Annotated in this window: 24 protein-coding genes; 18 read left to right on the top strand and 6 right to left on the bottom strand. The window is 41.5% G+C overall.

Annotated elements, in window-relative coordinates:
* From lpdA to MKZ11_RS22320, 4 genes are all read left to right on the top strand, one after another.
* The gene (gene lpdA / locus MKZ11_RS22335) at positions 1 to 1,413 is read left to right on the top strand and encodes a dihydrolipoyl dehydrogenase (protein WP_340796547.1); all 1,413 of its coding nucleotides are present in this window, start codon (positions 1 to 3) and stop codon (positions 1,411 to 1,413) included.
* A gap of 320 nt (positions 1,414 to 1,733) precedes the next feature.
* Positions 1,734 to 2,564 (top strand): polysaccharide deacetylase family protein, encoded by an 831-nt coding sequence (locus tag MKZ11_RS22330; protein ID WP_340796545.1) that lies wholly within the window; start codon positions 1,734 to 1,736, stop codon positions 2,562 to 2,564.
* Positions 2,565 to 2,675: 111 nt separating this feature from the next.
* Positions 2,676 to 3,641 carry an NAD(P)H-dependent flavin oxidoreductase gene (locus MKZ11_RS22325; RefSeq protein WP_340796544.1) on the top strand — a complete coding sequence of 322 codons (966 nt, stop codon included), beginning with the start codon at positions 2,676 to 2,678 and terminating at the stop codon, positions 3,639 to 3,641.
* A gap of 15 nt (positions 3,642 to 3,656) precedes the next feature.
* Positions 3,657 to 3,938, top strand: coding sequence for a UPF0223 family protein (locus MKZ11_RS22320; RefSeq protein WP_340796543.1), 282 nt, complete (start codon positions 3,657 to 3,659; stop codon positions 3,936 to 3,938).
* Between the two features lie 25 nt (positions 3,939 to 3,963).
* Here the strand turns inward: MKZ11_RS22320 and MKZ11_RS22315 are convergent, their stop codons facing one another.
* Complete coding sequence (locus tag MKZ11_RS22315) at positions 3,964 to 4,200, bottom strand: hypothetical protein (protein ID WP_340796542.1); 237 nt, start codon at positions 4,198 to 4,200, stop codon at positions 3,964 to 3,966.
* Between the two features lie 111 nt (positions 4,201 to 4,311).
* Complete coding sequence (locus MKZ11_RS22310; protein WP_445327014.1) at positions 4,312 to 4,950, bottom strand: YktB family protein; 639 nt, start codon at positions 4,948 to 4,950, stop codon at positions 4,312 to 4,314.
* 159 nt (positions 4,951 to 5,109) lie between these two features.
* Between MKZ11_RS22310 and MKZ11_RS22305 the strand changes: the two genes are divergently transcribed.
* Together MKZ11_RS22305 and MKZ11_RS22300 are read left to right on the top strand one after the other, a co-directional pair.
* Entirely contained in the window at positions 5,110 to 5,307 is a 198-nt protein-coding gene (locus MKZ11_RS22305; RefSeq protein ID WP_340796540.1) for a hypothetical protein, read from the top strand.
* Between the two features lie 119 nt (positions 5,308 to 5,426).
* Entirely contained in the window at positions 5,427 to 6,218 is a 792-nt protein-coding gene (locus tag MKZ11_RS22300; protein WP_340796539.1) for an inositol monophosphatase family protein, read from the top strand.
* A gap of 210 nt (positions 6,219 to 6,428) precedes the next feature.
* Here the strand turns inward: MKZ11_RS22300 and MKZ11_RS22295 are convergent, their stop codons facing one another.
* Positions 6,429 to 6,614, bottom strand: coding sequence for a YlaF family protein (locus tag MKZ11_RS22295; protein ID WP_340796538.1), 186 nt, complete (start codon positions 6,612 to 6,614; stop codon positions 6,429 to 6,431).
* Positions 6,615 to 6,713: 99 nt separating this feature from the next.
* Here MKZ11_RS22295 and typA point away from each other — a divergent pair, with 99 nt between their 5' ends.
* Together typA and MKZ11_RS22285 are read left to right on the top strand one after the other, a co-directional pair.
* Positions 6,714 to 8,543 carry a translational GTPase TypA gene (gene typA, locus MKZ11_RS22290; protein WP_340796537.1) on the top strand — a complete coding sequence of 610 codons (1,830 nt, stop codon included), beginning with the start codon at positions 6,714 to 6,716 and terminating at the stop codon, positions 8,541 to 8,543.
* Between the two features lie 254 nt (positions 8,544 to 8,797).
* Entirely contained in the window at positions 8,798 to 9,145 is a 348-nt protein-coding gene (locus MKZ11_RS22285) for a YlaH-like family protein (RefSeq protein WP_340796536.1), read from the top strand.
* Positions 9,146 to 9,188: 43 nt separating this feature from the next.
* Here MKZ11_RS22285 and MKZ11_RS22280 read toward each other — a convergent pair whose 3' ends face one another.
* Positions 9,189 to 9,392, bottom strand: a complete 204-nt coding sequence (locus MKZ11_RS22280; protein WP_340796535.1) for a YlaI family protein — start codon at positions 9,390 to 9,392, stop codon at positions 9,189 to 9,191.
* Between the two features lie 13 nt (positions 9,393 to 9,405).
* Complete coding sequence (locus MKZ11_RS22275) at positions 9,406 to 9,906, bottom strand: peptidyl-prolyl cis-trans isomerase (protein ID WP_340796534.1); 501 nt, start codon at positions 9,904 to 9,906, stop codon at positions 9,406 to 9,408.
* Positions 9,907 to 10,322: 416 nt separating this feature from the next.
* Here MKZ11_RS22275 and MKZ11_RS22270 point away from each other — a divergent pair, with 416 nt between their 5' ends.
* The 3 genes from MKZ11_RS22270 (at position 10,323) to pyc (ending at position 15,285) form a co-directional block, all read left to right on the top strand.
* Positions 10,323 to 10,604, top strand: coding sequence for a YlaN family protein (locus tag MKZ11_RS22270; RefSeq protein WP_207149187.1), 282 nt, complete (start codon positions 10,323 to 10,325; stop codon positions 10,602 to 10,604).
* Between the two features lie 61 nt (positions 10,605 to 10,665).
* On the top strand, positions 10,666 to 11,829 hold the full coding sequence (locus tag MKZ11_RS22265; protein WP_340796533.1) for an FtsW/RodA/SpoVE family cell cycle protein: 1,164 nt from the start codon (positions 10,666 to 10,668) through the stop codon (positions 11,827 to 11,829).
* Positions 11,830 to 11,847: 18 nt separating this feature from the next.
* Complete coding sequence (gene pyc / locus MKZ11_RS22260) at positions 11,848 to 15,285, top strand: pyruvate carboxylase (RefSeq protein ID WP_340796532.1); 3,438 nt, start codon at positions 11,848 to 11,850, stop codon at positions 15,283 to 15,285.
* A 92-nt stretch (positions 15,286 to 15,377) separates the two neighbouring features.
* On the opposite strand, the gene MKZ11_RS22255 is transcribed toward pyc, so the two are convergent.
* Positions 15,378 to 16,289: a COX15/CtaA family protein gene (locus MKZ11_RS22255; protein ID WP_340796531.1), complete on the bottom strand. Its 912-nt coding sequence runs from the start codon at positions 16,287 to 16,289 to the stop codon at positions 15,378 to 15,380.
* 393 nt (positions 16,290 to 16,682) lie between these two features.
* Here MKZ11_RS22255 and cyoE point away from each other — a divergent pair, with 393 nt between their 5' ends.
* The 7 genes from cyoE (at position 16,683) to MKZ11_RS22220 (ending at position 23,777) form a co-directional block, all read left to right on the top strand.
* Complete coding sequence (cyoE, locus tag MKZ11_RS22250; RefSeq protein ID WP_340796530.1) at positions 16,683 to 17,600, top strand: heme o synthase; 918 nt, start codon at positions 16,683 to 16,685, stop codon at positions 17,598 to 17,600.
* A 99-nt stretch (positions 17,601 to 17,699) separates the two neighbouring features.
* Positions 17,700 to 18,782, top strand: a complete 1,083-nt coding sequence (coxB, locus tag MKZ11_RS22245; RefSeq protein WP_340796529.1) for a cytochrome c oxidase subunit II — start codon at positions 17,700 to 17,702, stop codon at positions 18,780 to 18,782.
* Positions 18,783 to 18,816: 34 nt separating this feature from the next.
* On the top strand, positions 18,817 to 20,691 hold the full coding sequence (ctaD, locus tag MKZ11_RS22240) for a cytochrome c oxidase subunit I (protein ID WP_340796528.1): 1,875 nt from the start codon (positions 18,817 to 18,819) through the stop codon (positions 20,689 to 20,691).
* Entirely contained in the window at positions 20,691 to 21,317 is a 627-nt protein-coding gene (locus tag MKZ11_RS22235; protein WP_340796527.1) for a cytochrome c oxidase subunit 3, read from the top strand. The genes ctaD and MKZ11_RS22235 overlap by 1 nt, the downstream gene beginning before the upstream one ends.
* 1 nt (position 21,318) lies before the next feature.
* Positions 21,319 to 21,666, top strand: coding sequence for a cytochrome C oxidase subunit IV family protein (locus tag MKZ11_RS22230; protein ID WP_340796526.1), 348 nt, complete (start codon positions 21,319 to 21,321; stop codon positions 21,664 to 21,666).
* Positions 21,667 to 22,351: 685 nt separating this feature from the next.
* Positions 22,352 to 23,278, top strand: a complete 927-nt coding sequence (gene ctaG, locus MKZ11_RS22225) for a cytochrome c oxidase assembly factor CtaG (protein WP_340796525.1) — start codon at positions 22,352 to 22,354, stop codon at positions 23,276 to 23,278.
* Between the two features lie 37 nt (positions 23,279 to 23,315).
* On the top strand, positions 23,316 to 23,777 hold the full coding sequence (locus tag MKZ11_RS22220) for a DUF420 domain-containing protein (RefSeq protein WP_340796524.1): 462 nt from the start codon (positions 23,316 to 23,318) through the stop codon (positions 23,775 to 23,777).
* Positions 23,778 to 23,797: the final 20 nt, after the last annotated feature.

The following is a 23,797-nucleotide window of genomic DNA, read 5'->3' as shown; positions in this document are numbered from 1 at the left end:
ATGGTAGTAGGAGACTTTCCAATCGAAGTAGATACGCTCGTCGTAGGATCCGGACCAGGAGGATATGTCGCAGCAATTCGTGCGGCACAATTGGGCCAAAAAGTAACAGTCGTTGAAAAAGGAGATATTGGCGGGGTGTGCTTGAATGTGGGATGTATCCCTTCAAAAGCACTAATCGCTGTTGGTCATCGTTACGCAAGTGCTAAAGATTCCGATTCAATGGGTATCTCAGCAACTGAAGTGAAACTTGACTTTACAAAAGCTCAAGCATTCAAAGATGGTGTAGTTAACAAATTGACTGGCGGAGTCGCAGGACTTCTTAAAGGTAATAAGATTGATTATGTACAAGGTGAAGCCTATTTCGTTGATAGCAACACAGTACGTGTGATGGACGAATCATCTGCACAGACATATAAATTTAAAAATGCAATCATTGCAACAGGGTCACGTCCGATTGAAATCCCGACGTTCAAGTTTACTAAACGTGTTATCAATTCTACGGGAGCATTGAGCCTTACAGAAGTACCAGGGAAACTTGTTGTCATCGGCGGCGGTTATATTGGTACTGAGCTAGGGTCTGCGTATGCAAATCTTGGATCAGAAGTGACGATAATTGAAGGCGGCAATGATATTCTTGCAGGCTTTGAAAAACAAATGACACAAATCGTTAAAAAAGGCTTGAAGAAAAAAGGCGTCGAAGTCATCGTTAAAGCATCTGCAAAAGGTGTTGAAGAAACGGATACTGGCGTTACGGTCACATATGAAGCGGGCGGAGAAGAGAAAAAAGTCGAAGCCGACTATGTACTTGTCACAGTAGGCCGCCGTCCGAATACAGATGAAATCGGACTAGAAGAGATGGGCATCAAGTTCCTTGAGCGCGGTCTTATCGAAGTCGACAAACAATGCCGTACTAGCATTCCGAACATTTATGCAATCGGCGATATCGTGCCAGGACTACAACTAGCACACAAAGCTTCTTATGAAGCAAAAGTTGCTGCTGAAGTAATTTCAGGTGAAAAGTCTGAAGTTGACTACTTGGCGATTCCGGCTGTCTGCTTCACGGATCCTGAACTGGCATCTGTTGGATTGAACGAACAACAGGCAAAAGATGAAGGTTATGAAACAGTTGCTGGAAAATTCCCGTTTGCTGCTAACGGGCGTGCACTTGCACTTGATGCTTCAGAAGGGTTCGTCAAGCTAGTATCACGTAAAGAAGACGGTCTCCTACTTGGGGCCCAAATTGTAGGTGAAAGTGCGTCAGATATGATAGCTGAACTTGCGCTCGCAATTGAAGCTGGAATGACGCTTGAAGATGTCGCAATGACGATTCATGCTCACCCAACATTGAGCGAAATCTCAATGGAAGCGGCTGAAGTCGCTTTGGGCACACCAATCCATATGATGACGAAATAAGTTTCTATAATATAAGATTGAAGCCGTCTATGAGGAAGAAAGCTATCCTCGTAGACGGTTTTTTATGTTTAATCATCAATAATTTTGGCAATTGAGTAGGAATGGTTTCTGTTAAGAATTGAATTATACTATATATGTTGAGATAAAGAATCCCATTGAATCCACTTCGGCTTCTCGGTGTCCAGTTCCTGAAATAATTCAGGTCTATCGAATTGTGACAGCAACTGGCGCCAAATAAAGCCTTCGCTTAGTTTATATAGGTATTCATTTGTTCAACATATATAGTTTCAATTTGATTGATTGAAAGGATGGGGGATATTATGAAAAAACAATTAATATACATACTTGGGGCGCTCTTATTGCTCCTGACTGCTTGTTCTGAGGGTGATGTGTCAGATACTCCTGGCAAAGTCAAAGTAAATGAAAAAGCGCCAAATATAAAAATAGTAGATGAAAATGCTAGTGGGGAACCCGGAAAAGTGGACAGTGACGATGAAGTTGATAAAGCAGTTGCGGAACCATTGTATGTGCTGAACCCGGCTACCTATGCGGTGGAGCCGATTGGCGATGCAAATGCTGAAGTCGTATTGCTGACAATTGATGATGCACCAGATAAGCGAGCCCTCGATATGGCGAAGACGCTGAAGAATCTAGGTGCTCCGGCCATTTTCTTCGTTAATGGTCATTTCATAGATACAGAAGAAGAAAAAATTGTACTGAAAGAGATTCATGACTTAGGTTTTATGATCGGTAACCATACAAAAACTCATGCCAATTTAAAACAGATTTCAGAAGAACAGCAAAGTGAAGAAATCTTAACAGTAAGTGATACTGTGGAAGAAGTGACAGGGGAACGTCCTGTGTTTTTCCGAGCTCCGTTCGGTGTAAATACAGACTTCAGTAAAGCGCTTGCGAAAGAGGATGGAATGTTGCTGATGAATTGGTCATTCGGCTACGACTGGGAAAGACGATATATGGATGCTGATGCGCTTGCGGACATTATGATAAACACAGAATTTCTGCGTAATGGAGCTAATCTTCTTATGCATGACCGTGAATGGACAGCCAACGCACTAGAAAAGATTGTCATTGGTTTACGGGAGAAGGGTTATGATTTCGTTGATCCAGCAACAATCAAAGTTACGGAATAATAAGTGATGTACGTTGAAAGAATTTGAAATGGACTTCTTTCAACGTTTTTTGAAGGTTAATTAGATATGGATGAAGAAGAAGGAATAGTGGAAGTGCAGGAGGGGATTCATATGGAATGGCAAACAAGAGTAACGGATTTGCTCGCTATCGATTATCCGATCATTCAAGGAGGACTGGCTTATTTAGCTTACGCTGAACTGGCAGCGGCCGTCTCGGAAGCTGGCGGTCTTGGGCAGATCACAGCAATGAGTCTGGAATCACCGGAAGCTTTACGTGCCGAAATAAAGAAAGTGAAAGCAATGACGAACAAACCGTTTGGTGTGAACTTTGCGATCGGACAACATGGACGTCCGTATGCTCATATGGTGGAGGCGGCACTAGAAGAAGGGGTCCGGATTATGTCAGTGACGGGCGGAAATCCTTCCCCATTTTTTAAACAGCTCGAAAATACGGACGTCACGAAGCTTGTACTTGTTGCCGCGAAAAGGCAAGCTGAGAAAGCGGAATCACTCGGAGCTGACGCCGTTTTGGTTGTTGGGCAGGAAGGTGGCGGACACTTGGGCCGTGACGATATCGGAACAATGGTGCTTATTCCGCAAGTTGTCGATGTCGTTTCAATTCCTGTTATTGCTTCAGGCGGAATCGGGGATGGCCGCGGCTGGATGGCTGCACATGCACTCGGTGCGGAAGGAATTGAAATGGGCACAAGATTTATTGCTACAAAAGAGTGTGTACATGCCTCACAGGTTTATAAAGATTTACTCGTCGCTAGCAGCGAAACAGGTACCAGCGTCATTAAAAGGACACTGGGAGCTCCTGCGCGTGCATTGACAGGAAGATGGACAGAGAAGATACTTGGAATGGAAGCCGAAAATGCTGATTATGAAACGCTGAAAGATTTTATAAGCGGTGAAGCGAACCGACGTTTAATCCATGATGGAGATATTGAAAATGGCTATGGCTGGGCAGGTCAAGTAGCGGGCCTTATTGATGATGTGCCCACTGTTGATGAATTATTCAGACGCATGGTGAATGAGGCCGAAACAATTCGGACAAGATGGAGATTCAAAGGATAAAAGGAGCGATTATTTATGGAATATAGTTATCCAATCAGGCCTGACTGGTCGACAGCAGAAATAATTGCTGTAGCGGCATTTTATGAAGCGGTGGAAAAAGCGTATGAGTCAGGAATACCTGGAGAAGAGTTAATGGTCGCATATCTCGGCTTCAAAAAGGTGGTTCCTTCCATGGCGGAAGAAAAAACGCTGTGTAAGGAGTTCGAGGACGCGAGCGGTTATGTTTGTTATCCTGTAGTTCAAGCGGCGAAAAAGGCTGATGGTATGGAAGAAATAAAAGGAATGCCCTCGCGTTAGGTGAGAGCATTCCTTTTGTTTAAAATCAGAAAGTTACATATGTTGAATAACCAAAGTTAACCATTAACTGATTGCTTGCTTTTGCGTTAAACCAAAGATGCCCTATGTACAGGCGCTTTCGTATCGCTTCGGACTGAACGACTACTGCACTATTATCAAAATTCTTGATGCGTCGAAATGTGAATTTGTCGCATTCCGACGTATTTTTTTCGTTAATGGCATGGTGGCCGTTCGTCCATCGCTCTCCTAAGACAGGGTACACGAAGTGCTAAAGCTTTTGGGAACATTTACGACGACCTTTAAGCCGTGGTAAAAGTGTTGTGAATATTTTTTCCCAAGCGAGTTGGAAATATACAAGTGCAAATGTAGGCTTTTACGCTTTTCTTATTTTATTAATGACAACATCATAAACGGGCAGAAGTTGGTCAAAAGTCTCTTCTGCAAATGCCATGAATTCTTCGTTAGAAAGTTCTACGGCATCTTCGCGCAGCAAATGACGCCCAACAAGAAATTCAGCCTTTTTCACAGTTTGCAGCCGTTCTAACAGTTGTCCCAGTCCAGCTGCCCCTGTTTCTTCAATAGTTACAGCGTCTGGTTTCATATGATCACCTGATACGATATATGTTCCGGGAAGTGAGGACAAAATGTCCAAGTTCTTATCGAGTCGCTCAGCAATTCCCTTCTTATCTGGATTTTCATAAATAACCGCTAATATAATGAATAAATGTGTTCCCCATAAGCCAACCTGAAAGTGAGGCAATGCTTTGTATCCACGTTTTGCAGGTGCGAAAGCGACCCAACTGTCTTTTGGCGGATTAACCGTCCGCCTTGCGTGTTTCGCGACATGTGGGAAAAATTCATCAGTGCCATGTGCAGAAAAGCGGTCCGCAAAATGCGTACCCAATGTTTTAAATTTAGGCTGGATTCGATTTTGCAATGCTTCCATCCGGTGTTCCAGTCCTTCAATTAAAAATACATCAAAATCATCTTTTTTCCAAAAATGACTAACCATTTTCATTACCTCCAATTACATTTACACGTTTATCATAACAGAAAACGGGGAACAATCTTTAATAACAAGGCTTATAACTAGCGCAAAAACCAAACGCGGCATATTTTAAGTATAAGTAGCAGAAAATTTTGACTATATTACAAAAAAGGGGTGTCAATTATGAAACAGGTTGTCCATGTTATTCGCAAAGCAGATGTAGAAAGAGAATATGTGAAGCTGCTTAATCTAGAACTCGATTACGAACTTGCAACTCTTTTCGATGCTGTGCAGGAAGATGATGCAAAGCAGAAAATGAAGAGTAAGCATAGACTTATGGAGATTCACCGCGAGTTGGAGATTTTGAATGGTTTCGCATGATAATGCTGGGTTAACCAGGAAAGGCATCCGTACACGTCCTTTGAAAACAGGGATAGTGTAATGGGATGCCTTTTTAGATATAGTATAGAGTAGTTGGTGGTTTTGGAAGGGGTGGCTTCATGCAGTGGGGAATTATCGATCGCTATGCAAAGTCGTTAATTAAAGAAGCAGGTCATAAAATTCGCGTGTCTTTTTTTAATCAAATTGATATCGATTCAAAATCGAGTGCGAACGACCTTGTAACAAATATTGATAAGGAAATTGAGCAGTTTTTCATCAGTAGAATAAAAAAGGATTTTCCTGCACATAAGATTTTAGGAGAAGAAGGATTTGGTGATAATGTTCAGACACTTGATGGGGTTGTCTGGATGCTCGATCCGATTGACGGAACGATGAATTTCATTCACCAAAAACGCAACTTTGCCATTTCGCTTGGAATATATGCAGAAGGGGTTGGAATGCTTGGTTATATTTATGATGTAATGCGCGATGATTTTTATCATGCAGCTAAAGATGAAGGGGCGTATTTCAATGATGAGCGCCTGCCGAAACTTGAGATTACGGCGCTCACAGAAGCTGTAATTGGTATAAATGCAAGTTGGGTAGCTCCTAATCGTTTCGTTGACAATGAAAAAATTATTGAGCTTGTTAAAACTTGCAGGGGAACTAGATCGTATGGTTCCGCAGCAATGGAACTGGCTTATGTTTCATCTGGCAGGTTAGATGCATATATGTCGATGAGGCTGTCACCATGGGATATTGCCGGTGGTATTGTTATTGCACAGGAGGTCGGGGCTGTCGCGACGAACATGAAAGGTGAATTCCCTCATTTACTTGGACAAGACACGTTTATAGTTGCAAGACCGGGATTACACCGCGACCTTTTGACAAACTATATACACCTGAAATAACTTGTAGTGTTGAATGCAGTACGGAATTGAATTATGCAGCTTCTACTTTGGTAGCTTTGATGCCGTTTTTTTAGTTTATATTATGTCGAAATGGAATGTTTGAACCTTTTTGGGGATAAATCCATACTTTCTTTTCTAAAAAAAAGGAGCCGTTTCAAGAACCGGAAAACCCGATTTACTTGACCGCTCCTTTTGAAAGAAAATATATTTCTAGAGTATACCTTGTTCTCTATATTTCTTTTTCGTCTTGAATCCATTGCCCATAAAAAGAATGAGAGCAAGGATTGCGATAATGGCGACAGGAAGGCTACTCATGCCTACTGCAACGCCAATTGCACACATTGAAGCTATAGCGCCAATGGAGTAAAAAACGAAAATCCATTTGATGTTTTTCAAAAAAAATACCTCCATCTATATTAAATGTTTTCGAATTATCTTTACATGTGCTATAATAACACAGTTAATCAGATGAAAAAAGAATAATGGAGTGAAATCATGACTAAAATGCGCAATGATTTACGTAACATAGCAATTATCGCTCACGTCGACCACGGAAAAACGACGCTTGTCGATCAACTTTTGAAACAATCGGGAATCTTTCGTTCTAACGAACAAGTAGACGACCGTGCCATGGACTCAAACGAAATTGAACGTGAACGCGGAATTACGATTCTCGCAAAGAATACGGCAATTGAATATAAAGATACAAAAATTAACATTCTTGATACACCTGGCCACGCGGATTTCGGCGGCGAAGTGGAACGTATTCTAAAAATGGTAGATGGTGTAATTCTTGTAGTCGATTCATACGAAGGATGTATGCCACAAACGCGTTTCGTATTGAAAAAAGCGCTTGAACAAAACTTAAAACCTATTGTTGTCGTTAATAAAATTGACCGTGAATTTGCACGTCCGGAAGAAGTGGTAGATGAAGTTCTTGAATTATTCATCGAACTCGACGCCAATGACGAACAACTTGAATTCCCAGTTATCTATGCATCAGGATTCAATGGAACAGCAAGCTTATCACCAGATCCTGCTACACAGGAAGAGACATTGCGTGTGCTTTATGACGCAATTCTTGAACATATCCCTGCTCCAGTTGATAATCGCGACGAGCCTTTACAATTCCAAGTATCTCTTCTTGACTACAGCGATTATGTCGGCCGTATCGGAATCGGACGGATTTTCCGCGGAACGATGAAAGTCGGACAGTCGGTTGCAGTTATAAAGCGTGACGGTTCATTGAAAAACTACCGTGTTACGAAAATGTCTGGATTCCTCGGATTGAAACGTGTAGATATCCAAGAAGCTTTCTCAGGAGATCTTGTTGCGGTATCTGGAATGGAAAACATTGACGTTGGCGAGACAATCTGTCCAGCAGACCATCCTGAAGCACTTCCAGAATTGTTCATTGACGAACCAACACTTCAAATGACATTTCTTGTGAACAATAGTCCGTTTGCAGGTAAAGAAGGCAAATGGGTAACGTCTAGAAAAATCGACGAACGTCTTCAATCACAATTGCAAACAGATGTATCTCTACGTGTAGATCCAACTGATTCGCCTGATGCATGGACTGTTTCGGGACGCGGTGAGCTTCACTTGTCGATTCTTATCGAAAATATGCGCCGTGAAGGATTTGAATTACAAGTTTCGAAACCATCAGTAATTGTCAAAGAAATTGATGGCGTCCGTTGTGAACCTATTGAACGTTTACAAATTGACATTCCTGAAGAGCATACAGGTTCTATTATCGAGTCAATCGGTGAGCGAAAAGGTGAAATGCTCGATATGATCAATAATGGTAATGGACAAGTCCGTTTAATATTCAATGTGCCTGCACGTGGATTAATCGGTTATTCGACTGAATTCCTTACGTTGACTAGAGGTTATGGAATTATGAACCATACGTTCGATTCTTACCAACCGATGGCAAAAGGTAAAGTCGGCGGCCGCAGAAACGGTGTTCTTGTTTCAATGGAGAACGGGACGGCTACGCCTTACAGCATTATGCAGTTAGAAGATCGGGGTATCATGTTCGTTGGTGCCGGAACTGATATTTATGCAGGAATGGTTGTTGGAGAAAATACGCGTGAAAGCGATTTGACAATCAACTTAACAAAAGCTAAACAAGCGACAAACGTTCGTTCAGCATCTAAAGATCAAACAGTCACAACTAAGAAGCCTCGTATTATGTCGCTTGAAGAAGCACTGCAGTATCTGGATGATGACGAGTATTGTGAAGTTACACCAGTATCGATCAGACTTCGTAAGAAGATTCTGGATAAGAACGAGCGCGAGCGGGTTCAGAAAAAGAAATAATAACTATATCTGATGACATATGAATACAGCGGAGGCATCCCTTTAAGCCGAAGTGGATTTGCAGGAATTCTTTAATTCGTTTTATATAAGAAAATAACTGGGACGATTAGTAAAAGAAAGTATTCTGAGTGCCTTACTGTGTGTGGGTCTACCCGACAGAGAGGCCTGGTTGCTTTCTTACGTCCTTGATAGTATTAGAATGACCCGAACTCTCTGGGCCTATTAGAAAAGCTTTATAGAAGGGATTGTGTTGAATGAGTGCTAGTGTTGGGGATACCGAGTTCGTATTCGAAAAAATGTCAGGAATTGCACGCTTTATTTACGAAGTGATGCCTTCCTATACGGTTGCCGGTTACGTACTTTTCGCCCTTGTCTTCCTCATGTCAGCAATTGTTTATAAACTGGGATTTGCAAGAAAGCTAAAGCCTTTACAGACTTTAGTTATCTATATTTTCCTGTTTATCGGCTGTCTAATTTTGACGTTTCTTGGCTTTTTCCTTCCGATTGTGGAAGGACTTATCGTGGCGGCTCTTATTTTGATTATCTATCGAGTTCGCAGAATGAACGAATATAAAGAGCAAAAAGAAGACTCCATCATTTGATGGAGTCTTCTTTTTGCCTATCGTGTCTTTTCCGCTTTTCTAATTAAAAGCTTTTTTCGATTGAATGCGAACTGCGATGGAACACAAAGTTTCCAGTCGCAACACGGGCAATTGTTCTTTCAGCAATACGTTCATGGCATTGGTCACACATATACGTATGAATCGGTCGGTTTCTCAGCTTTTTTGCTAGCGGTGCATCGTCTGGCAGTTGCCCGATGTTATCGCAGATGACACATTTTACACGCATTAGAAACCCTCCTTCACTCAACTTGGATTGCAATGACATTGCGAATTGGCTTATCATTGTTCGACCCATCTTTGAAGATAACATGGACGGGACCGCCATCAAGAATCGGCTTACCCTCATCACTGAATTTAAAAATGACTTCATCGGCTTTCGCAAGAGGGAAGGAATGCCTTTCGCCGCCTGACGTTTCAAAGGCAAATGTTTGAGCATTTTCGGCAGGCTCCGCGATTTTTAAAAAATGATTTAATTGAATGCCGTAAGTTCCGGTGAGAACTTTCCTCTTCTCGAATTTTTTTTCCGTTTCCAAAGTGGGCGGGAAAGTTGCACCCTCCATTATTTCACGGGACCAATGTTTCCCCATATCTCTTTTATATTCTTCCAGCTCATCTTTTTCGATGTAACTCTCAGTGAAATATGTTTTTAAATCAACTCGACGATCATCAAAAATCCATACGGTCGGGTCGAGTGTGATAGTATGACGCACATTTCCTTTAATCGGAATTATAGATTCCAAATGAATATCCCCCTACTGATTAAATTATCTTTTGTCTTTAGTATAACGCTTTGGTGCCTCTAGTAAAAGCTTTTGCTTTCTGTTAGCTTAAGTAATGGGGCTAGTATAGATGTATGGGCTCCGGCGTCAAGAGGATGAGGTCAGGCGCTTGTGCTTGTTTTAAAAGAAAAAATATACGTTTTTCACCTTGGAGCAATGTCTAGCTCCAAACGCAACTCTTCGGGACATAAGTCGATTTGCTGTGGGGTTGAAGCATGTTTCCTCGCAAACCGTCATATGCCTGACGATGCTGGACGGCGCCTTGCGCTTATCTTATGCGTAGTGTCAAAGGGAAAACGCTTGCTTTTTCCGGTTTCGGAAGATACAATTTATTGATAATAACCATTAAGAAATAAAAGTTTGATGGGGGCGTCCTCATGGATATAGAATTGCAGGAAACATATCAGGAAAAGGCATTGAAGCAACTCCAAGCTGATGCTGATAAGATTGGTCAACTAATAAAGGTGCAGATGGACCATTTGACGATGCCTCAGTGTCCGCTCTATGAAGAAGTGCTGGATACACAAATGTATGGCTTGTCTCGTGAAATCGACTTTGCTGTAAAGCTAGGGTTGATTGATCGTCCGAAAGGCAATGAAATTCTTTCTTTATTGGAGAAAGAAATGACAGTCCTGCACGAAGTATATACGAGAAAATAAGCCGAAAACTCAAACTGACATAATGGTTTGAGTTTTTTGTTTAATGAAAAAGAGGTACCCTATGAAAACATATGCTAAAAAGCTATTTCGCTATTTTGATTTTCCGTTATTTTTTGTCTATCTGCTGCTTTGTTTTTTCGGGCTTGTTATGATTTACAGCTCAAGTATGGTTGTTGCGGTAGGGCGATATGATTATCCGGCTGATTATTATTTGCAAAAACAGTTGTTAAATTTGAAACTTGCTATTCCGGCTTTCTTTGTGGCGGCTTTTTTTCCGTACAAAAATTATAAACGGAAAAATTTAATGGTTTTTGCTGTAATAGGGATGCTTTTTCTATTGTTTCTTGTTCATTTCGTTGGTTCGGGTGAACATGTCGGAGCGACAAGTTGGTTAAAAACACCTATTGGTAATCTGCAACCCTCGGAAGTTGCGAAGTTAATCCTAATTGTCTATTTTTCAGGGATTTTTGCAAAAAAATACGAGTCTGGTACAATCGACAATATTAACCAATCAATATTACCGCCTGTTGTCATTTTAGTATTAGCGGTCGGTTCTATCATGCTAGAGACAGACATCGGGAGTTCGTTTATTATCATCGTAACTGCACTTTCTGTCTTGGCGGCAAGTGGTATTAAAAAAAGGACCTTTATGAAAATTAGCGGAATCATTTCGGTGGGCCTTGTCTTTGCAGCGCTTGTCCTTTATTTCAAATGGGAAACGATCATGAATGAAGGTAGGGCAGGCCGTATATTATCATTCCTGAATCCATTCGATTATATCCAAGGGTCTGGTTATCAGATCGCGAACGGCTATATTGCTATCGGTTCTGGAGGTTTGCAAGGGAGAGGGCTTGGCAATTCCATTCAGAAAAGAGGTTACTTACCTGAACCGCAAACGGATGTGATTATGGCGGTTATTTCTGAAGAATTAGGTCTACTCGGTGCCATCGTCGTTATTGGAGGTCTTGGCTTTATTGTATTAAGAGCTTTATTAATATCCCTTCAAGCAAAAGATCCTCACGCACGGATGCTTGCAGCTGGAATTGGAAGCATGATAGGAATTCAAACATTCGTGAATTTGGGCGGTCTGATGGGATTGCTACCGCTTACAGGGGTGACCCTGCCATTCATTAGCTATGGCGGAACATCAATTATTCTGTTATCTTTGTCTTTAGGAATATTAACGAATGTCTCAATGTTCGTAAAATATGAAAAAAACAAATAGAAAAGGAAGTGCCTTGTGATGGAACAGATTAAGAAAATCCTCGTAGCCAACCGTGGAGAAATAGCAATACGAGTTTTTCGTGCTTGTACCGAATTGAATATTCCAACGGTAGGTATTTATTCAACTGAAGACAGTGGGTCATTTCATCGTTACAAGGCGGACGAGTCTTACCTCGTCGGAGAAGGAAAGAAACCAATCGATGCTTATCTAGATATTGAGGGTATCATCGCGATCGCGAAAGACTCCGGAGCGAATGCCATCCATCCTGGTTATGGATTTCTAGCTGAAAACACGGAATTTGCAAGGCGTTTAGAAGAAGAAGGTATTATTTTTATTGGACCAAGTTCAAAACAGCTTGATATGTTTGGAGATAAAGTTAAAGCGCGTGAACAGGCTATAAATGCTGGAATTCCTGTCATACCAGGCAGTGATGGTCCAGTTTCTACGGTCAGAGAAGTCGAAACATTTGGCGAATCGAATGGCTATCCCATCATCATCAAAGCATCTCTTGGTGGCGGCGGGCGCGGAATGCGAATCGTCAATTCTGCAGACGAAGTAACTGAAGCTTTTGAACGTGCGAGGTCAGAAGCGAAATCTGCATTCGGTTCCGATGAAGTGTATGTTGAGAAATACATTGATAAGCCAAAACATATCGAGGTACAAATCCTTGGAGATACATACGGCAATGTTATTCATCTTTTCGAGCGTGATTGTTCGATTCAGCGCCGTCATCAGAAAGTCGTTGAAATTGCACCTTCCATTTCTCTTGAAGATGGATTGAGGGAAGAAATTTGCGATGCGGCAGTAAAAGTGATGAAAAATGTAAATTATAAAAATGCTGGAACCGTAGAATTTCTCGTATCCGATGGTCGATTTTATTTCATTGAAGTAAATCCGCGCATTCAAGTAGAGCATACAATCACTGAAATGGTGACAGGAATCGATATTGTCCACGCACAAATTCATATTGCGGATGGAAAAAACCTTCATGATGGTGAAACGGGTATTCCAAAACAAGATAAGATTCCATTATTCGGATTTGCAATCCAATCACGTGTGACAACAGAAGATCCGCTGAATGACTTTATGCCTGATACAGGTAAATTGATGGTTTATCGTTCAGGAGGAGGATTTGGTGTTCGTCTTGATGCAGGGAATGGATTCCAAGGTGCAATCATAACTCCTTACTATGATTCTCTGCTCGTTAAAGTATCTACATGGGGTATGACGTTCCGTGAAGCGGCTTCGAAAATGGATCGAAACTTGCAGGAATTCAGGATTCGTGGCATTAAGACCAATATCCCGTTTCTTGAAAATGTAGTAAAGCATAAAAATTTCCTGACAGGAAATTATAATACTAGCTTCATCGATACGACACCCGAATTGTTCCTATTCCCGAACCGGAAAGACCGCGGGACGAAAATGCTGAATTATATTGGTAATGTTACCGTTAACGGATTCCCAGGAATCGGGAAGCAGTCCAAGCCTTTGCTCCATCCTGTACGAAAACCAACTGTCGATCTTCTGGCACCACCAAAACCGGGAACAAAACAAATTTTGGACGAACGTGGGGCAGAGGGGCTTATCAAGTGGATTAAAGAGCAAGATGATGTGCTTTTGACAGATACAACGTTCCGTGATGCACACCAATCCTTGTTGGCCACACGGGTCCGTACCTCCGACATGACTTCAATTGCAGCTGAATCTGCGAGACTTATGCCGGATCTGTTTTCGTATGAAATGTGGGGCGGAGCAACATTTGATGTGGCTTATAGGTTCCTGAAAGAAGATCCATGGGATAGACTGTTGAAACTGCGTGAACAAATTCCCAATGTTCTATTCCAAATGCTGTTCCGCGGAGCAAATGCGGTCGGCTACACGAATTATCCTGATAATGTCATCCGTGAGTTCGTTAAAAAATCTGCGGAAGCCGGGATTGATGTATTCCGCATTTTCGACAGTTTGAACTGGATTAAAGGGATGGAAGTCGCAATCGACGCTACACGTGAAGCTGGAAAAATTGCGGAAGCGGCCATTTGCTATACGGGCGATATTCTTGACGATTCACGCGCAAAATATACGGTAGGCTACTATAAAGAAATGGCAAAAGAACTTGAATCAGCGGGTGCGCATATTCTTGCTATCAAAGACATGGCTGGCCTCTTGAAACCAGAAGCTGCATATCGTCTCGTTTCTGAATTGAAAGCCACGGTCGATATTCCGATTCATTTACATTCACATGATACGAGTGGTAACGGTATTTATATGTATGCAAAAGCGATTGAGGCTGGTGTGGACATCGTAGACACGGCATTAGGTTCAATGGCGGGTCTAACTTCACAACCTTCGGCAAGCTCTCTGCTTTACGCGCTGCAAGGCGGTAAACGTAATGTGCGAGCTGATGTTAAGTCACTGGAAGACTTGTCGTACTACTGGGAAGATGTGCGGAAGTATTACCAACACTTCGAAAGTGGAATGATGAGCCCGCATTCGGAAATTTATGTCCATGAAATGCCTGGCGGTCAATATTCAAACTTACAGCAACAAGCGAAAGCGGTAGGACTTGGAGAACGCTGGGGAGAAGTGAAAGACATGTATTCGCGAGTTAATCTGTTATTTGGTGATGTGGTGAAAGTAACACCTTCATCGAAGATAGTCGGAGATATGGCATTATTCATGGTGCAGAATGAACTTGACGAGAAATCAGTCTTAGCACGCGGAAAGTCAATTGATTTCCCGGAATCGGTTATTGAGTTTTTCGAAGGATATATTGGACAACCATACGGTGGTTTTCCTGAAGAACTGCAGAAAGTCATTTTAAAAGAACGTCAAGCAATCACCGTGCGTCCGGGAGAGTTGTTGGAGGATGTTAATTTTGAAATGCTGCGGGATGAATTAAATCATAAGTTAGAGCGTCCTGTTACTAGTCACGAAGTACTTTCTCATGCTCTATATCCGAAAGTTTTCGAGGAATATTCTCAGACCAATCAGCAATTCGGCGATGTATCTGTTATTGACACGCCTGAATTCCTCTATGGAATGCGTCTCGGTGAGGAAATCGAAGTGGAGATTGAAAAAGGGAAAACATTGATTGTTAAGTTAGTGTCGATTAGTGAACCGCAATCGGACGCAACAAGAGTTATCTACTTCGAGTTGAACGGACAGCCGCGTGAAGTCATTATTGAAGACATGAGTGTAGAGTCTGTCACAGTCAGGAAGCAAAAAGCGGATACTTCAAATGATGCGCACATTGCAGCAACTATGCCAGGAACTGTTTTGAAAGTTGCGATTTCCAAAGGAGCAAAAGTGAAGAGAGGCGAACATTTACTTATCACCGAAGCTATGAAGATGGAGACTACTATCCAAGCACCTTTTGATGGCACTGTAAAGGAGATATATGTGTCCGCGGGAGAATCGATTGCGACAGGAGATCTGCTAGTCGAATTGGAACACTAAACGAAAAAACAAGAGCACCCGGATTTAATCTGGATGCTCTTGTTTTTTCAACTAGTGAATTGGGTAGACTTGTAGAAAGGACTGTTCTTCATTCACTTCTTCAGTTTACTTCTTGAAACAAGCAAAATCATATACGTCAACAAACCGAACAGCAGTGTGATGAACAGCGAATGGAGCAGAGCGATATAAAGATTCAGCCTTGTTAAAACAACTATCATTCCAGTCGTTGCTTGAAGCGCGACAAGTGTAAAGGCGCTAATCCAGCCCCAATAGATGATGCGCTGATTTTTATAATGCCGAATGGCGTGAATCATGATAACCAATATCCAGACAAAAATGAGTGCCGCTGCAGTACGGTGTCCCATCTGTACCCATTCAAACGAGCTGCGCGGAAGTTCAAAGGAACCGTTTCGGCATAATGGCCAGTCTAGGCAAGCAAGCCCCGATTCTGTATGACGAACGAGTGCACCAGTGTACACCACGAAGTATGAATAAATCGATACACCGAAGGTATGCCATTTCAACCGTTTTCCGATTTGTAACTTATCTGCATCAAACTTGCGGTCCACTTCAAAGATTAGAAGCGTCAGCAGAAAGACGGAGGCGAAAGATAAAAGTGAAATGCCGAAATGAAGTGCGAGTATGAAATCACCTTGCCCCCACATTACTTGAGCAGCACCAATCAATGCTTGTAATATAAGAAAGAATACAGCCGAAATTGCTAAGAACTTCGTTTCCCTAATATGTCCCAATGCCTTCCATGACCAAACAGCTAATATGACAATTAAAATTCCGACAGATCCAGTGACAAGCCGGTGTGAAAACTCAATCAATACATCGGCAGTGATTACATCGGGAATTAGCTGACCATTGCATCCGGGCCAATGTCTCCCGCAGCCCATGCCGCTATCGGTTTTTGTAACTAGAGCGCCGCCGAGTAGGATTAAAAGCATACCAACTGTTGAAGCGACAGCAAACCATTTTAAATATTTATTATATTGCAAAAAACGACACCTACTTTTTAAATGATGACCATTGTTTAAAAGGCCCCTGCTTTTTTGAAAAGATAAGATAGTATAAGTTTTTTATTCTGGAACTGTTTATAGACTCCAGGCGCTCACGCTTTTCTTATGATAACGAAGAACAGTCTAAAAGACAATGAAGAATGATTGAAAAAGGCTGAGTAACAGTCCTTTTCACAAATTGTTCATAAAAAAGACGCTTTAGCTTCACAAAAGGCATAGTGAAATGATTTACTATAGAGGAGGCCGTCGAATAAATGTGTCGAGATTACAAGGAATTTGGGAGAAATTTTGGATATGTATAGAAATGCTACCCAAATTTCGATATAGTTAAGTATAGCGATCAACGCTCACAACTTTGGAAGGAGGGGTAACTTGTCAAACGGTCATACAATTTCTACACCTGCCGATTCGACCGCAGTCACGTCGTCTCTATTTAAGGACTTTCTTGCGCTCATTAAAATCGGTATTGTTAATTCGAACATGATCACAACTTTCACCGGACTTTTCCTTGCGTTTCAATTCACCGGTAAAAACTTTCTACATAATATAGATCTGCTCGTTTATGCTCTTGTCGGATCAGGATTGATTATTGCCGGTTCAGCGGCACTTAACAATTTAATCGATCGTGATATCGATCCGGTCATGACTAGAACGAAGTCCAGGCCGACAGTTACCGGACGTTTTAAGGCGCCGGCTGTATTGGCACTTGCGCTGACTTTCATCGTGTTAGGTGAAGTGCTATTATTTTCCGCTTCAGTAGCAGCTGGACTCTGGGGACTTGCAGGTATCTTCAGTTATGTTGTACTCTATTCGATGTGGTCGAAACGCAGGCACGTCAGCAATACGGTTGTAGGAAGCATCTCGGGAGCAATTCCTCCATTAATCGGATGGGCTGCAGTCGAACCTGCACTCGGGGCAGGAGCTTTGGCTTTATTCCTGATCATGTTTATTTGGCAACCGCCGCATTTTTATGCACTTGCGATGCGACGGACAGAAGAGTATCGTGCAGCGAATATTCCTATGCTGCCTGTTGTAAAAGGTTTTGCAAGAACAAAAAAATCAATGCTGGCATGGGTTGTCTTTTTATTCCCGTTGCCGTTTCTACTCACTGAGCTTGGGGCAGGCTTCTTACTACTTGCCACGGCGTTGAATATCGGATGGCTCTATTTAGCACTTAAAGGATTTAAAGCGAAAGACGATATAAAATGGGCAACAGGCATGTTCGTTTATTCGCTGAATTACATGACAATCCTTTTTGTCTCAATGATCATTTTCTCGATATTCATTTAACCATCCGGAATTCTTTCTTTGGACAGGAATTCATATAGAGAGGTCAGTCGTCCTCAAAAGAAGAAAAACATTTTTTAGAAAGAGAGGTATCATTAAGCGATGATGAAAGGACTCAAAAAGTGGCGTCTCTTTTCTCTATTAGCAGCCCTTACCGTGTTCCTTGCGGGATGTGGCCAAGAAGGACTATCCACACTTCTTCCAGCTGGTCAAGTCGGAAAAGATCAATTCAAATTGCTGATGTTATCATCAGGAATCATGTTACTGGTTATTACAGTAGTAGTGGTCATCTATGTAGTTACAATTATTCGTTTTAGACGTTCAAAATTAGGTGAAGATTATGTTCCTGATCAAGTTGAAGGGAGTCATACATTAGAACTTGTATGGACGGTAATTCCGGTTCTTCTGATCTTGCTTCTTGCTGTCCCTACGGTTTATTTCACATATAAACTTAGTGATGTTACCGCAATGGATCAAGTGGATGAAGATGGAAATGCAGAAAACATCGTCGTCGATGTTACAGCAAAATTATATTGGTGGGAGTTTGCATACCCAGACCTCGGAATTGTCACATCTCAGGAACTTGTTGTGCCAACTGAGGAAAAAGTATATTTCAACCTCATAGCAGCAGACGTTAAGCACTCATTCTGGATTCCAGCAGTCGGTGGTAAACTCGATACAAACGTTGATAATCTCAACAAGTTCTATTTAACGTTTGATAAAGAATCGAAAGATCTGAAAGATGGCGTATTTTATGGTAAATGTGCTGAGCTTTGCGGTCCATCTCACGCACTTATGGACTTTAAAGTAAAAGCATTACCACGTGCCGAATTCGATAAATGGGTTACAGCAATGAAAGCAACTGGCGACGAAACGACGACAGATGTTGCTGCAGCTGGTCAAGGTGAAGAGTTGTTCCAGCAAAGCTGTATTGGATGCCATGCGACTTCCGCGGTTGGCGAAGGTGGAGTGAATGGTCCAGCCGGTCCAAATCTGGCAACATTCGGTGACCGTAATCGCGTTGCAGGATTTATGGATCACACAGAAAAAGATTTGGTTGAGTGGATTTCAGATACTCAGAAACATAAGCCAGGAAACTTGATGCCATCATTCGGTGAAAAACTTTCTGACGAAGAACTAAACGCGATTGCTGAATACCTCATGGGACTTTCAGTAGAGAAATAATTACTAACGTGAATTTGAATAGGAGGTAAACAAATTGAGTTCAGTTGCTCAAAAAAGAGGTTTTGGCGCAACGCTATGGGACTGGCTGACAACAGTCGACCATAAGAAGATTGGTATCCTTTATCTCCTAGGTGGAGGATTCTTCTTCATAGTCGGCGGTATAGAAGCAATGATCATTCGCTTGCAACTTCTAACGCCAAACAATGATCTCGTCAGTGCGGGAATATTCAACCAAATTATTACCATGCACGGAACGACGATGATATTCCTGGCGGCCATGCCTATATTAATCGGATTTATGAATGCCATCATGCCACTCCAAATTGGAGCGCGTGATGTTGCATTCCCATTCCTTAACTCATTAGGTTTTTGGATGTTCTTCTTCGGTGGTGTATTCCTGAACCTTTCATGGTTCTTCGGTCAAGTTCCAGATGCGGGTTGGACTTCTTACGCATCGCTTGCCCTAGCATCTGAAGGACATGGTGTTGATTTTTATGCAATAGGTCTTCAAATTGCTGGTGGTGGTACGTTATTGGGGGGGATAAACTTCCTTGTAACTATTATTAACATGCGGGCACCAGGGATGACGTATATGCGTATGCCGTTATTCACGTGGACTACGTTCGTTGCGTCAGCTATGATTTTGTTCGCATTCCCGCCACTTACAGTCGGACTTTTCCTTCTGACATTTGAAAGAATGTTTGGCGGTAATTTCTTTGACCCAGCATTCGGTGGGAACTCGATTATCTGGGAGCATATATTCTGGATATTTGGTCATCCTGAAGTATATATTCTAATTTTACCGGCTTTCGGTATTTTCTCGGAGATTTTCACGATTTTCTCGAGAAAAAGACTTTTTGGTTATTCAGCGATGGTATTCGCTACCGTTCTTATTGGATTCCTGGGCTTCATGGTTTGGGCTCACCATATGTTTACAGTTGGTCTTGGACCGACAGCGAACGCTATCTTCTCTGTAGCGACCATGGCAATTGCCATACCTACTGGGGTTAAGATATTTAACTGGTTGCTCACGATATGGGGCGGAAGCATAAAAGTAACAACACCGATGCTTTGGGCATTAGGCTTCATCCCAACGTTCGTTATGGGTGGAGTTACAGGTGTTATGCTAGGTACTGCACCACTTGATTACCAATTGCATGACACATACTTTGTTGTTGCCCATTTCCACTATGTAATCGTTGGTGGTACTGTATTCGGTATACTTGCCGGTACTCATCTATACTGGCCGAAAATGTTCGGTACAATGTTAAATGAAGCACTTGGTAAAGTGACGTTTTGGTTCTTCTTTATCGGTTTCCATTTAACATTCCTAATTCAGCACTGGTTAGGCTTCTGGGGAATGCCGCGTCGTGTATTCACGTTCATGGATGGACAAGGTTGGAACTCAGCAAACTTAATTAGTACTGTAGGCGCATTATTCATGGCAATTGGGATTACGATTCTGGTGTATAATATCATCGTAACTTCAATTAAAAACGTACGTGTAGCAAATGATCCTTGGGAAGACGGGCGTACGCTTGAATGGGCGATTGCATCACCGCCGCCATTCTATAACTTCGCACAGACACCGCTTGTACGTGGTCTTGATACAGTCTATATTGAGAAAATGGAAGGTAATGAGTCGGGAATTACTCCGGCAGAACCTGTGCAGGATATCCATATGCCAAACGGTTCGTTCATACCATTCATGATGAGTGTAGGTTTGTTCATTGCAGGATTTGGTGCAATGTTCCGCGTAGAAGAATCATGGGGCCTTGCTGTTCTCATTATTGGTCTTGTATGGACATTTGCTTCTATGGCAATGCGTTCATTGAAAGATGATCTTGGTTACTACGTGAAGAAAGAAGACATTTTGAAAGATATGAAAAGTAAAGGGGGACGAAAATAATGGATTTAAATAAAAAATTCACCCCTGAGACGTGGCCTGATCATCCGGAAAGAGCAACACTAGAGGCAAAGAATAAATTTGTCGGTTTCTGGTTGTTCCTTGGTGGAGAGACGATCCTGTTCGCGACGCTTTTTGCGACATATCTTGCTTTAAAGAATAAAGGACCAAGTGGATTTAAGTTTTCGACGCAAGAACTTTTTGAATTACCGCTTGTATTTGTTATGACGTTGCTTCTTCTAACATCGTCATTAACGAGTGTATATGCGATGTATCATTTAAGAAACTTCAATTTCAAGAAAATGCAACTTTGGCTTGCAATTACTGCAATCCTTGGGCTTGGTTTCCTTGGTTTGGAAATGTATGAATTTGTTCATTATGTAAAACTAGGCTTCACATATGACAACAGTGCATTCAGTTCTGCATTCTACACACTTGTTGGTACACACGGTTTCCACGTAGCAATCGGACTTGTCTGGATTACGCTACTCATCTACCGTAACTCCAAGCGCGGCCTGAACTTGTATAACGCATCGAAGTTCTACACTTTCTCGTTATACTGGCATTTCATTGACGTTGTTTGGGTATTCATCTTCACTGTAGTCTACTTGATGGGAGTGATAGGTTAATATGTCGGACGTTCAAGTTTATAAAAAGTCACCAGCAGAATTTCATTTAGCGCAAAGACGCGCTCGTGAGTCAATGCGTAATCAAATAATGATGTTTTCGCTAATGATTTTCCTAACGATTATGTCATTCTCACTTGTTATGGCTTATCAAGCTGACGTAGTCGGATTCTCTAAGTACTTGGTTATCCCTACGGTTCTACTGTTTGCTGCGGTGCAAGTTGGTTTACAATTGTATTACTTCATGCACATGAATGAAGAAGGTCATGGCGTTCCACAAATGTTCATGTATACAGGAGCTATCCTTGCATTCACTGTTGTATTAACATTTGTTACAATTGTTTGGTGGTAATTTTATTGTTAGAAAAGCCTGTGGAAGATTTTACTCTCCACAGGCTTTTTTCTTTTAAAAGCTAAGCTTTTCAACTTAGGTTGCTGTCTAGACTTCTGATGGGGGTCCTTGGACGACACGAAGTGATTTATTGTAGGAATGAGGAATTGAGCTGTATCCAATTGTATTGTTACTGGATGCGTGGTCTTATATGGTTTAAAGTATTATATATATTGAATTAAAGAATCCCGTTGAATCTGCTGTGGATTGTAGAGCGCTTGGCGCTTTGGGGATGCCTTTCGCCGTAAGGCCCGGATAAGCGGCTTCGCATCCAGTCTTACGGCTTCCGCGAACCCTTTGCTACGCCTACGCTAGGGTGTTCATTATCGAGAGAAATTTGTTTTTAAGATGTATACGCCGAGATTATAATGTGATTACTAGTTGATACAAATTATATTCAAGAAAGATATACTCCAGATTGCAGATTTCATCACAGATAACGAAATACTCTTTCTCACATAGACAATCCAGTGAAGGCAACTCCTAGCGCTGCAACTGTTTAATGGAATTCTTTTTTCAACTTCTATAGGTTACGTTCTTTTAAATGGTATCTTTCGCTTTTTATCAATTGTCATAGTTCGTACATTGAGTTACACCCTTATTCGTTTTATAATGAAGAAAGATTTTAATGAAGGAGTGATGGCGAATGCCTTTAAGTATATTTGGCTTCAGAGCTTTGTGGAGCCCATGGTTTTTACTAATTATCATACTAGGTATGGCTTTATATTTATTACTGACGACAAAAATGCGTCACCGATTTAAAGACACAGATCCGGTTACTAAGAGCCAGCTATTCTTTTTCATGGCCGGTATGGTTATGCTTTACGTTATAAAAGGCTCGCCTTTAGATTTACTTGGTCACATCTTATTTTCTATCCACATGGTACAAATGGCGGCTTTACTGCTTATTGTTGCACCGTTAATCATAATGGGCATTCCAAACTGGATGTGGAAAAAAGTCTTTGACATCAACATTTTTAATCGTATTTTTAGTTTCTTTACCAAACCAATTCTGAGCTTACTGTTATTTTCCGGTATGTTTTCCGTTTATCATATTCCACTAATTTTGGATAATGTTAAATTAAGCCCTATATTGCATACGATCTTCACTATAACGCTGTTTATTTCGGCGGTGTTCTTTTGGTGGCCAATCCTTAATACTTTGAAGGGGCAGCCAAAGCTTCATGGTCTGAAAAAAATAGGGTATGTAATATTAAGTGCAATACTAATTACTCCCGCATGTTCTTTAATTATTTTCGTAGATGTACCTGTGTACGAAACATACAAATCCGGTGAGGCTTGGTTACAGGCGATGGCACTATGTGTACCGGCAAGCACACTCTCGGGTTTATCCGGCTTGGGTATTTCAGGACCTGAATTATTCACGAATATGCCTACATTGGTTGATCAGCAACTAGGCGGGATTATCATGAAAGTATTCCAAGAACTTATTTATGTTGGTGTACTCGGTAGTATTTTCATTAAATGGCATCGAGAAGAGCTGGATAATGCTGAAGAAATTACGGCGAATGCTCTATTGGAACGCCAACGATTGACAATGCATGGTCAATAACAAATAGAGATTATTTTAGATAAAGGGGAAATAATGAATGAATCTGCCCTTGCTACCTACAATTAGTACATTGTTTATTGTACTTTCAGCCATATTGGTTGCGATAGGATGGAATTTAATCCGCAAAAAGAAAATAGAGGCCCATAAAAAGACGATGCTGGCGGCAGCGGCATCGGCAATTCTTTTTCTTATCATTTATGTATCGAGAACTATTTTGGTTGGTAACACCTCTTTTGGCGGGCCAGATAAGTTGAAAATATATTATACGGTTTTTCTGGTCTTTCATATTGTTCTTGCAACAACAGGAGCAGTACTCGGGGGTGTGACCATTCATGCAGGATTAAAGAATAATTTAGTGAGACACCGGAAACTGGGTCCAATCGCAAGTATTATTTGGTTTTTTACAGCGATAACGGGTGTTGCTGTTTATTTACTCCTTTATGTTTTTTATAAGGGCGGAGAAGTGACATCAATGTTTAAAGCGATTCTTGGTTTTTAACGAAAAAAAACGCTATCACA

The organism is Sporosarcina sp. FSL K6-1508 (genome assembly GCF_038007465.1).
GTDB lineage: Bacteria > Bacillota > Bacilli > Bacillales_A > Planococcaceae > Sporosarcina > Sporosarcina psychrophila_B.
The sequence above is the reverse complement of the archived record's forward strand: the minus strand, read 5'-3'. Positions and strand labels throughout refer to the sequence as shown.